Origin of the sequence: Solibacillus sp. NPDC093137 (assembly GCF_050280445.1) — a bacterium.
Taxonomy (GTDB): Bacteria; Bacillota; Bacilli; order Bacillales_A; family Planococcaceae; genus Solibacillus; species Solibacillus isronensis_B.
The window spans coordinates 1989072-2003123 of the sequence record NZ_JBNNVH010000001.1; the positions used below are offsets into that span (position 1 = coordinate 1989072).

Sequence of the window (14052 nt, forward strand, 5' to 3'; positions counted from 1 at the left end):
GTATAAATACCCGATAGTTCATGACTTCTATCAGCTGCATGCAAATAGATCTTAGTAACAATTTCTTTTTTAAGATATGATATGATTAAATGCAATTTTGAAATTTTTAGAGTATGATATTTAGTATAAATATATATTTCTAGTATCGAAATACCTAAACAGGAAGGCTGGCATTATATGACAGAGAAATCCAATAAGTTAGCGCTTTATTTATTAATGTTTAATATGTTCATTACAATGGGCGGTATCGGGATTATTGTTCCTGTTATGCCTGCCTATTTGCAAGTGTTCGGTGTCGGTGGACAAGTGCTCGGCTTTTTAATTGCAGGCTTCGCTCTCGCACAGTTTCTGTTCTCTCCGGTTGCCGGAGATTTGTCGGACCGCCATGGCCGGAAAATGTTTATTATTGGCGGACTGATCGTGTATGGGTCTTCACAAATTTTATTTGGTCTCGCTTCAGAGGTATGGGTATTATTTTTAGCACGATTTTTAAGCGGGACAGGGGCGGCATTCATTATGGCGCCAATTATGGCATTTGTAGCCGATATAACGACATTTGAAGAGCGTGGCAAAGGGATGGGCATGATTGGTGCCGCAATGTCTTTAGGCTTTATGGTCGGTCCGGGTGTAGGCGGATTCTTATCTGAAGTAAATTTGACATTCCCTTTCTTTTTAGCCGGTGCTGTAGCATATATGGCTGCAATTATGTCCGCTATATATTTACCTAATATTAAAAATATTCGAGAGACAATTGCGCCACGAGAAAAACTGGCAATGCAAATGGTCAAATCTGTGAAGACCTCCTATTTCATCTTTTTAATCATCGTCTTTACATTCAGTTTTGGTATTTCCAATTTCCAAGCAACTTTAACACTTTATTTAGACCATAAATTCGGTTATTCTCCATCAGAAATCGCCATAATTTTAACAGTCGGAGGGTTTGCGGGTGTAGTACTGCAAATGTTTGTCGTGAACAAATTGTTTAAACGCTTCGGGGAAATGAAGGTTATTTTAGTCAACTTATTGTTGGCGGCCGCAATGATGCTGCTCGTTATTTACATTAGTGGCTTCTTCATCATTTTAGTTGTCGCTACACTGTTCTCGATTGCCACAACATTTATACGTCCTGCAGTAAATACACTCATTTCTAAGCTTGCTGGTAATGAACAAGGCTTTGCTGCCGGTATGAACAATGCTTATATGAGTCTTGGCAATATGTTCGGTCCAGCGCTTGCCGGTGTCCTGTTCGATTGGAACCCGAATTCGCCATACATTTTAGGTACCTTTGTGCTTGTCGGCTGTTTCACGCTTGCCTATTTATGGACAGTCAAAAAAGCGCCTCATTTAATGAGAGCTGCTTCTTAAAAATCAAAAAGGGCTATCCAAAATTAAATTGGATAGCCCTTTTTATATGTTAAACAAGCTGGCGGATAAATTGTTCGACGAAGCGGCAATTTAGAGGAATGAGTGATTCGTCCGGTGCCATTTTAGCATGGTGGAGTCCGTAGTTTGAATCGGCTCCTGTCCAGAACATCGCACCTGGCAAATCCTTGATGAAATAACCGAAGTCTTCACCTGTCATTGCAGCAGGACATTCATAAGCGGTTGTCCCTTCAAACTGTTCGGCAAACTCCAGCAAGGCATTGGCACAGTTTGCATCATTGTTTACTTCATAATACATTGAGCCGTAATCAATAGCGATAGCGCATTCAAATGCGGCTTCAATTCCTTTGCATATTGCTTCAATACGACGTTTCACTTCTGCCATTGCCTGTGCATTCAATGTTCGAATTGTTCCTTCAAGACGCGCATTTTCTGCAATGACATTCTGAACTGTACCAGAAGTCATTTTCCCGATCGTAATGACTGCACTATCCATTGGATTGACATTCCTGCTAATAATTGTTTGCAGCTGCATCACTAAATTGGCTGCCGCAATGGTCATATCCCTTGTTTTATGCGGATAGGCTGCATGGCCGCCAATCCCTTTCAAATCAATAAACAGCTCGGAAGTATTGGCAAACAGAAGCCCTGGTCTCGTTGCAATCGTACCTACCGGATATTCCGGAGCGATATGTAAAGCATAGATTTCATCTGCAACAAGATGAGGCTGTTCTGCTTTTAGCCATTCCAGCATCGGTTCTGCCCCGCCTGGACCTTCCTCAGCAGGCTGGAAATATACAACGACATTTTGAACAGGCGGCTGTTTTGAAAACGCCTCGACAAGTCCAAGCGCAATAGACATATGACAATCATGACCGCAAGCATGCATAAATCCGGCATACTCCGACTCAAAAGGGAGTCCCGTTTCTTCTTGTACAGGAAGTGCATCTATATCTGTACGCCAACCAATCAGCTTTGACGGGTTTGTTCCTTGGATAAATACAACAATTCCTGTTTTCCACGTTGTTATTTGCAAATGCTGCTGATCTAGGTTTGAAATAAATTGGAGTAAATAGCTCTGTGTTCTAAATTCATTAAAGCCTACTTCAGGAATTTTATGTAGGTCTCGTCTTACTTTAATAAGATGCCTCATGTCGTTCCCGCCTTTTTATAAGTTACGCAGTGAATCGATAATTTCTGTTTTCGACTTTGTTTTTTCATCCAATACTTTGATTTGACGAGCTGGTACGCCTGCAACGACTGTGAATGGCTCAACGTCTTTAATAACGATTGCTCCAGCTGCTACTACTGCACCTTTACCGATGCGAACACCTTCCAATACTACGGCATTTGCGCCGATGACAACATCATCTTCTACAACAACCGGTAACGCACTCGGTGGTTCTACTACCCCTGCAAGAACAGTTCCTGCACCAATATGGCAGTTTGCTCCTACTGTTGCACGACCACCTAGTACCGCGCCCATATCAATCATTGATTTTGCACCGATTTCTGCACCAATATTAATAATGGCACCCATCATAATTACTGCATTGTCACCGATTGTAACTTGATCACGGATAATTGCACCTGGTTCAATTCGTGCATTTATTTTTTTCGTATCTAAAAGCGGTACACCTGAATTACGACGATCGCTTTCTACTACATAGTCTTCGATAAGATCTGCATATTTTTTTAGTGATGCTTCAATTTCAGACCATTCGCCAAACACTACCGCATTATTTCCTTCACCAAACACTTTGCTTTCGGTACCAAATGATAAATCCGCAACACCAATTCCCTTTACATAAACTTTTACTGGTGTTACCTTTTTTGCTTCTGAAATAAAATCAATAATTTGTTGTGCATTTAATTTTTCCATATGACACCTCGCTGCGTGTTAGATTTTTTAACATGAATAATTGTACTAAATTTTCAGTAATATTAAAACTATTTTTTTAGCTGGTTTCACTTGGATAATCGTACAGGCAGCGTGCATGGTCTTGTACTAAGTCGACAAAAGCTTCCACTTGGCGTAGTTCGAATGTTGATTCATATCCGATCAGCCATGTATCGCGAGTTAATCCATCGTCTCCTCCATTATTAGACAAAGGAATTTTATGAACTTTTTCTTCACCGTTCAATGTAATTGAAGGCAAAATTGCATAGCCGATACCATTTAGTGCCATCTGCTTGCACGTTTCAATTTGATCCACAATGATTTGATGTTTTGGATTGTAGTTGAAATGACGTTGCCACCATTGCTGAATTTCCTGGTAATAATTCGAATCGCTTTTAAATTGAATAAACGGGCGATCGGATGTCAATATATCTTCCATATCCTGAATTTCCTTATCTACTAAATACATCGTATCGCGGAACAAATGAATTTTTTTCCCTTTCCATTCTGCCTGTCCACGGACAATGCCAATATGTGCTTCCCCATCATAAAGAGCTTTTATGATTTCAGAGCTCCATCCAGTAATTAACGAAATTTTCGTATCCGGATATTTCGTTACATAGTCTTTTAATACTTTTGGCAGCCAATTTTGACCGACAATTGAAGCACAGGCAATTTTTAATGTACCGTGCACTTTTGTATTCAACGAGTGAATCGTTTCAAAAATTTCCTCCCGCTTTATAATCAAATCATTCGAATACTGAATGACCAGTTCTCCCGCAGGCGTTGGAGTTAATCCTTTTTGGGAACGAATAAATATTTGAACGCCCCATTCTTTTTCAATTGATTGAAGTCGCTGTGACAGTGCTGGTTGCGTTAAAAAAAGGCGCTCTGCCGCTTTTCGCATATTTCTCTCTTCTGCCAACACTTTAATAATCTCTGCTTCTGTTGCTGTCACTGACAACCCTTCCTTTCCGAACAAACGGTTAAAAAAACGACAAAATCCCTTTAGGACTTTGTCGACTTTTATTTTAAGCGTTGTGCTGGTAAATATATTTCTTTAATTGTTTTAAAATAATTCTTCGGGTCATAATACCGACAAATGTGCCTTCTTCATCGACTACACATAAAAAGGCGTGGTTAATTACTAGATCGAGTGCACGTTGGAATGTATCGGTAATTTTTAAATATACAACTTCCTGATTCATGACCTCATCCACACGAATGTCTGCTAATCTATCATATTCAATTCGCTCTAATCCTAAAATAGACTCCGTTATCATTTTGGTACTTAATAATCCTTTTAAACGATACTTTACATCCAGAACCGGAATAGAAGAATACCCCGTTTTTGTTAAAACTAATAATGCATGTTCAGCGTTATTTCCACTTTGTACATGGGCAACCTTCTCAGATGAAATAATAAAATCTTTTATAGGCATATCTAGTAAAGCTCTGTTATTTGTTGAAATCATGACATTCTACTCCTTTATCCCGCTAATAACGGGCAGCACCATACTAAAACAAACTGAAAACTTACTGCCGTTATTCTTTGCCCTGTCTTTCGACAAAACAGTTTCTCTAATCTCTATCATACCATATGGATCATTTTTATGACTATGAAAGGCGCCTATGATCACAAAAGAAAAAGCATAATAAGACGAGAAGATTCGTCCCATTATGCATTAATTTCAGTAACCCCTTGCCCAATAATAGAAGATAATGATACCTGTAAATGTTCCAAAAACTGCATACGATAAAATAATCGGGTTGAGCAGAAAAGGATGCTCCTGAATTTCTTCAGGCACTTCCGAATCACGTTCCTGACCGCTGCCCTCGATATTATGTCCAACACGTACCGTTAAATAATAGCCTATAAAACATAATATGATGACAACGAAAATCGTTGGATAAAGCCATATTCCGATTGCAATCGCCTCCTTTATCAGTTAGCGATAGTATGCAGCAACAATTTGGAATTTATTCTTTTATGATATCAATTGAAAAAGTTAAAACGGATGCTGATTTAGCCATTGCCCGCCATCTAAAGTAATGCATTCTCCGTTTAAATAGCTTGCCTTATCCGATAGCATAAATACCGCTAGATCGGCTATTTCCTCAGGCGTGCCAAGACGCTTTAATGGAACAGAATCCAATGTACGTTTCGCTTGTTCTTCCGATTCCCATAGTTTGTCTGCCCCGCCTGTACGCTCAATTGGCCCTGGTGCAATGGCATTTACGCGAATCCCATATTGGCCGCCCCATTCAACCGCAAGCGATCGTGTCAATGAGAGCACCCCGGCTTTTGCAGCAGCCGAATGAATGACGCCAGCTCCTGCACCCCAAGCATATGTAGCCACCATATTGATAATCGACCCCTTTATGCCATTTTCAATCCAATAGCGACCAATTGCAGAAGTACAATAAAATGATCCATTTAACACAATATCAATAACGGCCTTCCATCCATTCGGCGATAATTTTTCTGCATGCACTAAAAAGTTTCCTGCCGCATTGTTCACTAAGCCGTCTACTTGTCCAAATTTTTCTGCAGCAAATGCAACCATTGCCTGTGCATGTTCCGGTTCGCGAACATCCATTTGAAATGTTTCGATAGAAGAACCAAATTCCACTATTTCCTTCTTTGCATTGGCTAAACGCTCCAAGTCACGCCCGGTGATCACAACATTTGCCCCTTCTTTCACGAAATGCTTTGCCATTCCGAGCCCCATTCCGCTAGAGCCGCCTGTAATTATAATCGTCTTGCCTTGTAACATTTTATCCATCCCCTTCGCCTATAAAATGAACAGTCATTCATAAATAGAGTTTACTATAATAGAGGAGAAATAAATACTAAAATATAAAATTTTCTGTTTTGTTCGATAATTCCCTGGAATTATAATCTAATTTCTTATTTAAGGTATATAGGAGAATTCTGATTTTCTAATATATTGTCTAATATAAATTTATTTGTGCTAATAAAATTGCGAAGTTCTAATATATCTTCAACATGTTCTAAAATGTATTTGCTTTGTTCTAATTTCGCCTTCAGTTGTTCTAATAAATCCCCTGCCCCACTCCCAGACAAATTTAAAAAGCTATGAACATTTCGTCCATAGCTTAATCTCTTCTACTATTCTTCCATAATCGGACCGAGTGATTCGGCTAGAAAGATTTCCTGACTGTTAATTCGGACATCACTTTGATGGCCCTCTTTATAGTGGTATTTCCCATTTGAATCCTGAATGCGTACTTTTTGATTATCTTTAATTTGGAGCAGCATAATGCGCTGAATCCGGTATTTTATTTCTGGTGAATAGATCGGAAACAGAATTTCTACTCGTTTAATCATATTCCGTGTCATCATATCTGCAGAAGATAAATATAGATTATCCTCCCCATTATGATGGAACCAGAAAATCCTGGAGTGCTCAAGGAAACGGCCAACAATGCTCAAAACGGTTATATTTCCGGAAATTCCCGGGATGCCTGGACGCAGACAGCAAATACCGCGAATAATCAGCTCGATTTTTACACCTGCAATCGACGCCTCATAAAGCTTCATCATTAAATCCTTATCGGTTAAAGAATTCATTTTTGCCCGTATAAACCCGTTTCCATATTTTTTATGTAATGCAATTTCCTTATCGATTAAATCAAGGAATTCATCACGAATATCAAAAGGCGCGACGACAATATGATGGAATTCAGGTTTGTCAGTATAACCGCTTAAATAATTGAAGAAGTTTGTCGCATCAATTCCAAATTCCTTATGCGATGTAATAATCCCCATATCCGTATAGATTTTTGCTGTAGCATCATTGTAATTGCCCGTCCCTAAATGAACAAAGCGTTCAATTTTCCCGTTGCGTCGACGGACAACAAGTGTAATTTTTGAATGTGTTTTTAAATTGTTCATTCCATAAATGACAAGGCATCCTGCTTGTTCAAGCTGTTTCGCCCAATGCACATTATTTTCTTCGTCAAAACGTGCTTTTAACTCTACTAAAACTGTCACCTGTTTACCGTTTTCTGCAGCCTGCTTTAAAGCTTGAATAATCGGCGAATTACCACTTACCCTATACAGCGTTTGCTTAATTGCCAAAACGCTCGGATCTTCTGCTGCTTCTGCGATAAAATCAACAATCGGTCCAAATGATTCGTATGGATGATGGAAAAATATATCCTGGGTTAACGCTTTTTCAAAAATATTTTCGTCCGACTGTAAATCATGAGGAGGCTGCGGAATAAAACTTTCATACTCCAGATGTTCCCGTCCTACCGAAATCTCTTTTACAAAACCGAACATTGCCGTTAAGTCGAGCGGCCCATCAATTTTGAAAACATCGGACTCTCCCAGTTCAAATTCTTCCAGTAAATAATCCAGCACATCATCATTCATTTCACCGTCACGTACTTCCAAACGTGAACCGACGCCCCATTTACGCTTTTTCAGTTCCTTTTCTATTTCCACTAACAGGTCCTGTGCGCCTTCCTCATGGATGGTCAAATCTGCATTTCGTGTTAACCGGAATGCTTGGGTCGATTTCACTTTATACCCTAAAAATAAACGGTCGATATTACTTGAAATGACATCTTCCAATAATACAAACAACGTCTTATTGCCATTTGACGGTATTTTAATAAAACGATTCAATACGGATGGTACTTGAACAATTGCTACTTTATCCATATGGTTTTCCGAATCCTCACTGCTGTTTTCCAGCATGACAAATAAGTTGAGTGTACGTCCCAACAATGTGGGAAACGGACGATAGGCGTCGACCGCAACAGGTGTTAGGACAGGAAATATCGTTTCTTCAAAAAATTCATTGATATAACTTTTTTCTTGCGCATTCAGCATTTTCAAATCAAGAATATGCACATCTTCTTTCGGTAAAAGTTCATGCACTAAATGGCGGTACACTTCCGTTTGGCGTCTTACCAATGCTTGCGTACGTTCAGCAATTTTAGCAAGCTGTTCTTTCGGAGTTAAACCCGACTTATTTTCAGGCTTATGATACCCTGCGCGAATTTGGTCTTGCAAACCCGCAACCCGGACCATGAAAAATTCATCCAAATTGGAACTGAAAATTGCCAAAAATTTCATCCGTTCCAACAACGGATTATTTGTATCTTCAGCTTCTTCCAATACTCGTTCATTAAATGCGAGCCAGCTCAGTTCACGGTTGTTGTAATACTGTGGCTTAGCAATTTCCTCATGCAGCTCGATGCTGAAATCCGGACTATTTTCAAAGTCTTCATGCTCCGGATCAAAAAGCGGATCTTTTTCCATATTCATTGTCATATCAACCCTGCCTTTCTTCCTTGAAATTAAGTTTTACATCGCCTTTGAAAACACGCTCGATATGCTTTTTCTGTTTTTCCGCCTGAGCCATTTCAGCTATTGCCCGTTCAGAAGTCAGTACTTCTATGTGAAATTGGTTGTTTACCTTTTCAATTGCAATGTTTTTAACGACATTGCGCTTCGTCATGTTCAAGGCGTATACAAATTTCAAAATTGCGCCAAAATCGCGCAGCTTTTTAAATTCCTCTTTTGAAATCCAGGAATCGAACGGACGTGCAAAACGTAAAAAGTAATCACGGTTTTTATAAGATGCCAGCAATGCCAGTCTAACCCGATTAATATGGGACATGCCTGGTATTGATTGATTGGTGATCAAATAAAATGTATGCTGGCTGGAGGAATCCAGCTCGATATATTCTCCGATTCCATAAACTTTTGCGGCTTTCTTTATTAGCTGTAAATCTACTTCACTATATTCAAATAGCTTTAAATTAATACAGCCTCGGTATAATTTTTCTGTCAAATATTCCAGTGTTTTTACTTCCTCTTCCGTACGCCCATAGGCTAATGCAAGCTGCCGGCCACTTTCTTCAAAAACATTGTATTTGTCATATGCTTGAGGATTCCCTTGCAAAACACGGCTAATAATGAGACCTTCACGCAACCCTTTTTTACTGACCTGGAAAGAATTCGAATTTACAGTAGACAGGAGCGCCATAAAAACCTCCAATGCAGGAACAATAATATCTGCCCGGTCTGAAGAAAGACCATCTAGCTGCCTTAAATTATCGTACGAAAATTCTGTTAAATAGTCGCGCAGTTGTTGTAGGTCGCTCACATTCATTTCATATTGATGAACACCAGACAGTGGATAGCCAATTTTCTGCTGATGAACTTGGGCAATATTACGTGCACTCCCCCCAATTGCAATAACCGGTAATCCTACATCAACTATCCATTTCAATGAGCTAAATTGTTCTTTTACAAACGCTCGCAGGTTCTCACGCTCACTTTTATTAATCATCGTTCCGCTTACAAACTTTTGCTTTAAAGAAACAGTACCAAATGGGAAACTGATCGTTTTTTGGAGCTTTTTATTGATGAATAACGTAATTTCCGTCGAACCACCGCCAATATCAATCGTCACTGCAGATGGAGTATCCATTGAATGAGCAACTGCAAGAAATCCGTAGTAGGCTTCTTCTTCTTCGGTTAAAATATCAATCAGAATACCCGTTTCTTCTTTCATACGGGTAATAATTACATCATTATTGATCGCCTGACGTACTGCAGCAGTAGCAGCCGCTTTTACGTCTGTTACCTGATAATCCGCCAATATTAAACGGAACGATTTTAACGTCTCAGCCAATAGCTGAATGCCCTCTTCGGACATTTCCCCATTTGGCAATAAATATGTGCGCAGGCGGGCTACGGTTTTAATATTTCCGAATTCCTTTAGCCCTTCGTTTTTATTATAGGAGTATAGTACAAGTCGAATCGTGTTAGAACCAATATCAATAATAGCTGTCTTGATTTTTTTCATAATACGTTTCACTTCCTTCTGAATACATTTTTATTCTTTTACCCTCTTTATTAGCGTCTTCAAAAAGAGTTGCTACTCAAAATTTTTCAATTAATTTCCTTTTTAGTTTACAAAAAAGCCGGAATAACTTTTTCAAGTATCCGGCTTTCTCATTATTTTATACATTTTAAAACAATGCATCAATTATTAGATAATTTTTTTACAGAATTAACTTATCCATGCGTAAAATCAGCTCTGCAATTTCCGGTTTCGAAATTTGCTCTTCCGCTCCTACCTGTTCGCCTTTATGGCGTAAATCATCGGTAATCAGACTTGAGAAAATAATGACCGGAAGCTTTTTCAGATCAGGATGAGATTTAATTTTCTTCGTTAAATGGTGTCCGTCCATTTGTGGCATCTCAATATCTGTAACAACTAGCTGTACATGTTTTTCAATTTGTTTGTCTGCCTTCGCCAACGCTTCCAAATATTCGTATGCATCACGCCCGTTTTCGAAAAACTCCGTATTCACATAGCCTGCTTCATTCATCGTATCGAATAACAGTTTACGCAATAACGGTGAATCTTCTGCAATAATGACTTTCTTTTCTGTGCGTTCACGCTTGCCAAGTTTCTTAACAGAATCCACACTAATACTAGATTCAGGATTAATGTCAACCATGATTCGTTCAAAGTCCAGTAGTAAAATCATTTCATCTTGAGACTTGATTACGCCAATTACCTGAGATGCTCCACCTTGATACATATCCGAAGGTTTTTCAATCTGATCCCAGGAAATACGGTGAATTTGAGTAACATTATCAACATGGAATACAACACGTTGCTTATTAAATTCTGCCACAATATATTTTTGCTGTGGGTTTCGGTTTTCTGTAGGTATGCCTAAAACTTTTAACATATCAACAACCGGCAATACTTCCCCACGCAATTGAATTATGCCTTCAACATGTGGATGTACATGCGGAATAAATGTCACTGGTATTGGCTGAATAATTTCTTTTACTTTAATTACATTTATACCGAACTTATTATTCGCCACCTCAAATTCAACAATTTCAAGCTCATTTGTTCCACTTTCTAGTAAAATCCCTTTATGATTTTCCACTGCATGTCTCTCCTTCCAAACTGCCACGCTTACAATAACCCCATTGTATCATAAGAACTATTTAACTACTATCTATTATTATGCCCTTTGTACTCATTCATAATACTTGATTAATGCTTGTGTCCCATTGTCCCCATAGCCTTCTGCAAGTAAATGATCGTACATAGATTTCGCCAAGGTTAAGCCTGGTAATTGGAGATTCATGCGCTCTGCTTCATCAAGCGCAATCTTCATATCTTTAATAATATGTTTAATGTAAAAGCCCGGCTCTAGATTCCCCTTCAACATACGCGGGGCAAGATTGGATAGAGACCATGATCCTGCTGCCCCTGCTGTTATCGAACGAAGAACTTCTTCCATCGTTAGTCCTGCTTTTAATCCGTAGGCCATTGATTCACACACACCAATCATGCCGGATGCGATCGCAATCTGATTGCACATTTTCGTATGTTGCCCGCTGCCTGCAACACCTTGGTAAACAATATTTTGTCCAAACAGTTCGAAAATCGGCTGCAGTTTTTCAAATACATCTTTGTCGCCACCCACCATAAGCGATAATGTACCATTTTTTGCACCAACGTCTCCTCCTGATACGGGGGCATCAAGGCTATGCATTCCACGTTCGCTAGCTTCGTGATAAAGTTTTTTTGCAAGCGTCGGTTCGGATGTCGTCATATCAATGACAATCGCCCCTTGTTTTGCAGCAGAGAAAATACCGTTCTCACCAATATAAACTTCTTCTACATCTTTTGGATAACCAACCATGGTAAAGATAATCTCCTGCTCTTTACTTGCTTCTGCCGGTGTTTCCGCCCATTTCGCGCCAGCAGCAAGAAGATCTGCAGCTTTGCTTTTTGTTCTTGTAAAAATTGTCACTTCATGACCCGCATTCAGCAAATGCATGACAATGCTTGCCCCCATTACACCAGTACCGATAAACCCTATTTTTTTTGATTCCATATGTATGCCCCTTTAGTATTTTCTTTTATTTTAACAAAATCAGAGAGAACTTCAATGTCAGTGTATTTCAATAATTCAAAATCAAATATATTCATCTTTACTAATTAGGATAATTTTATACATGGATGCGTTCATCATTTTGAGAGTTTTTGTCAGAAGTATTTAAAGGATTGTATGAATAAATTAGATATTCGTGCATATATAAAAAAAGAGAGCAGTAGCGTTGGTCCGCTTCTACTCTAAAGGGGGAAATGAGAATGTTGCTGTGTTCAAAATTACTCTTCCCTTCTCATCACTGTTTTAAACATAAACTTTATAAATATTTTTAATTTAATGTTTATAAAACAGATGTGCACTTCTCGATTGATTAAAAGCATTCATTAGATTGTCTACTTGGACGCTTAGCTGGAGCGTTTTGTCACTTCGTAAACCATTTTCTAAACCTGATTGAATCATTTGTTTACGCTTTTCTTCAATTGCCAAAAGTAGTGCCTCATTCGAGATAGGTCTACCCAATTTATTTCCTCCTTTTTGTCATTTGCCATTATTATACCCATTTTGTAATCTTCTTACAAAATAATCTATTTTCAAAATTCGACACTTGTTATGCTCTTGAATTTTCGGAAAATGTATAAACTACATCCCCACCTTGTTTCGCCTCACCACGGAAGTTTTTAAATTGTTCATCTTTAATAAGATGTTCGCGAAACTGAAGAAATTCCTCTTTTTTTATAATTACAGATTGTAATTCACCATTACGCAACTGATCGATAATACTTTTATAGTCTGTCATATGGATCCCTCTTTCCATTTTTATATGTATAAACCCAATATATCAGACTCTTAATCGAAAATATATTCCAAATAAACCCTAGTAAATTAATAAAATTATTCAAACTAATTGAATTTTGTAGTATAATTTCAAGCAAACTGTTAATTAGTAGTCGATGAAGGGACTGACTGTGTATGAAAATTGCGGAAGTTGGAAATATAATCGAGTTTAAAGACGGCTTAAAAGGAGTCGTTGAAAAAGTGAATGAGAATTCCGTTATCGTTGATATAACGATTATGGATAATTTTCATGATTTAGAAATGGAAGAAAAAACAGTTGTTAATCACAAACGGTATAAAATATTAGCTAATAACGAATAATTTAATGCAAATTACCCTTTTTAACATTGAGATGATGATAAAAAGGGTAATTTTTGTTACGATACGTAAGGGGAGGTTGAAGCAATTGAAAAACCGAAAACAAATCATTACACTCCTTCTGGCATTAGTTTTTATTTTCAGCATGATGTTTTTTACATTTTATGAAAAATCGATTTTTTGGTATTTATATGCCTTTACATTACTAGTTGGAATTGCAATCAGCTTAGTGGCAGGTAAATTTGAAGACCGAATCCCAACATGGCAATATTTGATTTACGGTATTGGGTACGGGACAATTACGTATGGTATTGTAAAACTCGGTTATATATTAATGCCTTATCTCGATAAAAGCGCAGCAAAGGATATAACGAAATTTTTGGATGTATATGGTCCTCAAAATATTTTCCATTACTTAATGCTAATTTTTATCGTAGCCGTTGGGGAAGAAATGTTCTGGCGAGGCTATGTTCAGCAGCAATTAAAACAATTCACATCGCCTTTCTGGGCTGTCGTAATCACTTCAATGTTATTTTCACTGTCTCTAGCTATTAGCGGGTTCCTTCCAGGTGCTCTTGCAGCTATTATCGCTGGTATGCTTTGGGGAGCTTTATATGAATGGAAAAAAAGTTTACCATTAATTATCGTTACCCATATTGTCTTTGTTTTACTATTATTTTTAGTTTTACCATTATTCTGATACA

At 38.2% G+C, this 14052-nt stretch carries 14 protein-coding genes; 3 read left to right on the forward strand and 11 right to left on the reverse strand.

Annotated features, from left to right (window positions below; all coding sequences use genetic code 11):
- Nucleotides 1-177 precede the first annotated feature (177 nt).
- Nucleotides 178-1365, forward strand: coding sequence for an MFS transporter (locus ACQKN3_RS10140; RefSeq protein ID WP_427711116.1), 1188 nt, complete (start codon nucleotides 178-180; stop codon nucleotides 1363-1365).
- 49 nt (nucleotides 1366-1414) lie between these two features.
- Here the strand turns inward: ACQKN3_RS10140 and ACQKN3_RS10145 are convergent, their stop codons facing one another.
- The 11 genes from ACQKN3_RS10145 to ACQKN3_RS10195 all read right to left on the reverse strand — a co-directional run bounded on the left by ACQKN3_RS10145 (nucleotide 1415) and on the right by ACQKN3_RS10195 (nucleotide 12992).
- Nucleotides 1415-2536 (reverse strand): N-acetyldiaminopimelate deacetylase, encoded by a 1122-nt coding sequence (locus tag ACQKN3_RS10145; RefSeq protein WP_427711118.1) that lies wholly within the window; start codon nucleotides 2534-2536, stop codon nucleotides 1415-1417.
- A gap of 15 nt (nucleotides 2537-2551) precedes the next feature.
- Nucleotides 2552-3265 (reverse strand): 2,3,4,5-tetrahydropyridine-2,6-dicarboxylate N-acetyltransferase, encoded by a 714-nt coding sequence (gene dapD / locus ACQKN3_RS10150; protein ID WP_251689614.1) that lies wholly within the window; start codon nucleotides 3263-3265, stop codon nucleotides 2552-2554.
- Nucleotides 3266-3341: 76 nt separating this feature from the next.
- Complete coding sequence (locus ACQKN3_RS10155) at nucleotides 3342-4241, reverse strand: LysR family transcriptional regulator (RefSeq protein WP_353056559.1); 900 nt, start codon at nucleotides 4239-4241, stop codon at nucleotides 3342-3344.
- 73 nt (nucleotides 4242-4314) lie between these two features.
- Entirely contained in the window at nucleotides 4315-4758 is a 444-nt protein-coding gene (gene cbpB, locus ACQKN3_RS10160) for a cyclic-di-AMP-binding protein CbpB (protein WP_008403498.1), read from the reverse strand.
- 534 nt (nucleotides 4759-5292) lie between these two features.
- A complete protein-coding gene (fadH, locus tag ACQKN3_RS10165; RefSeq protein ID WP_251689616.1) occupies nucleotides 5293-6060 on the reverse strand; it encodes a 2,4-dienoyl-CoA reductase in 768 nt (255 codons plus the stop codon).
- A gap of 356 nt (nucleotides 6061-6416) precedes the next feature.
- On the reverse strand, nucleotides 6417-8591 hold the full coding sequence (locus ACQKN3_RS10170; protein WP_427711121.1) for an RNA degradosome polyphosphate kinase: 2175 nt from the start codon (nucleotides 8589-8591) through the stop codon (nucleotides 6417-6419).
- Between the two features lies 1 nt (nucleotide 8592).
- Nucleotides 8593-10134, reverse strand: a complete 1542-nt coding sequence (locus tag ACQKN3_RS10175) for a Ppx/GppA family phosphatase (RefSeq protein ID WP_427711123.1) — start codon at nucleotides 10132-10134, stop codon at nucleotides 8593-8595.
- Nucleotides 10135-10333: 199 nt separating this feature from the next.
- The gene (locus ACQKN3_RS10180) at nucleotides 10334-11239 is read right to left on the reverse strand and encodes a chemotaxis protein (protein ID WP_427711125.1); all 906 of its coding nucleotides are present in this window, start codon (nucleotides 11237-11239) and stop codon (nucleotides 10334-10336) included.
- A gap of 93 nt (nucleotides 11240-11332) precedes the next feature.
- Nucleotides 11333-12199 carry an NAD(P)-dependent oxidoreductase gene (locus ACQKN3_RS10185; RefSeq protein ID WP_427711127.1) on the reverse strand — a complete coding sequence of 289 codons (867 nt, stop codon included), beginning with the start codon at nucleotides 12197-12199 and terminating at the stop codon, nucleotides 11333-11335.
- A gap of 330 nt (nucleotides 12200-12529) precedes the next feature.
- Nucleotides 12530-12715: an aspartyl-phosphate phosphatase Spo0E family protein gene (locus ACQKN3_RS10190; RefSeq protein ID WP_251689626.1), complete on the reverse strand. Its 186-nt coding sequence runs from the start codon at nucleotides 12713-12715 to the stop codon at nucleotides 12530-12532.
- 88 nt (nucleotides 12716-12803) lie between these two features.
- Nucleotides 12804-12992 (reverse strand): hypothetical protein, encoded by a 189-nt coding sequence (locus ACQKN3_RS10195; RefSeq protein ID WP_427711129.1) that lies wholly within the window; start codon nucleotides 12990-12992, stop codon nucleotides 12804-12806.
- A 173-nt stretch (nucleotides 12993-13165) separates the two neighbouring features.
- On the opposite strand from ACQKN3_RS10195, the gene ACQKN3_RS10200 reads away from it, so the two are divergent.
- Both ACQKN3_RS10200 and ACQKN3_RS10205 read left to right on the forward strand, forming a co-directional pair.
- Entirely contained in the window at nucleotides 13166-13351 is a 186-nt protein-coding gene (locus ACQKN3_RS10200; protein WP_008403508.1) for a YkvS family protein, read from the forward strand.
- Nucleotides 13352-13436: 85 nt separating this feature from the next.
- The gene (locus ACQKN3_RS10205; RefSeq protein ID WP_251689630.1) at nucleotides 13437-14048 is read left to right on the forward strand and encodes a CPBP family intramembrane glutamic endopeptidase; all 612 of its coding nucleotides are present in this window, start codon (nucleotides 13437-13439) and stop codon (nucleotides 14046-14048) included.
- Nucleotides 14049-14052: the final 4 nt, after the last annotated feature.